Origin of the sequence: Amycolatopsis sp. SID8362, from assembly GCF_010550475.1 — a bacterium.
Lineage (GTDB): Bacteria > Actinomycetota > Actinomycetes > Mycobacteriales > Pseudonocardiaceae > Amycolatopsis > Amycolatopsis eburnea.
Map to the genome: position 1 here is coordinate 1 of NZ_JAAGNB010000727.1, position 408 is coordinate 408.

At 77.2% G+C, this 408-nt stretch carries 1 protein-coding gene; it reads left to right on the top strand.

Going from position 1 to position 408, the window contains the following annotated elements:
* Window positions 1–408, top strand: a 408-nt coding sequence (locus tag G3I65_RS22080; RefSeq protein ID WP_203612461.1) for a hypothetical protein, incomplete at both ends; no start/stop codon positions are given.

Genomic DNA, 408 nt, shown 5'->3' on the forward strand with positions numbered 1-408 from the left:
GCCGTGGCCGCGGCGCGCCTCGCCGTCCGGGACGGGGCCGGCCAGCCCCAGGAGAGCAAGTTCCTGACCACGCTCGCCGACGCCCTCCGCAGCCGGTTCGAGCGGTCCGGCGCCGCGCCGGACCTGGACGAGGCCATCGCGGCCGGACGGCGGCTCGTCGCCGTCCGGGGCGGCGGGCGGTTCCGCGATCTGACCGGGCTCACCACGGACCTGCTGGTCCGCTTCGACCGCGGCCACGCACCGGCCGATCTGGACGAAGCCACGGCGATCGCGCGCCAGGCGGTCCAGGTGGCTCCGCCAGACGTCCGGCTCGGTGCGCTCCGCCTACTCGACCAGCTGGTGTCGGCGCGGTTCGAGGTCGCCGGAGCGCCGTCCGACGAGGACGAGGTGATCGCGACCCGGCGGGCG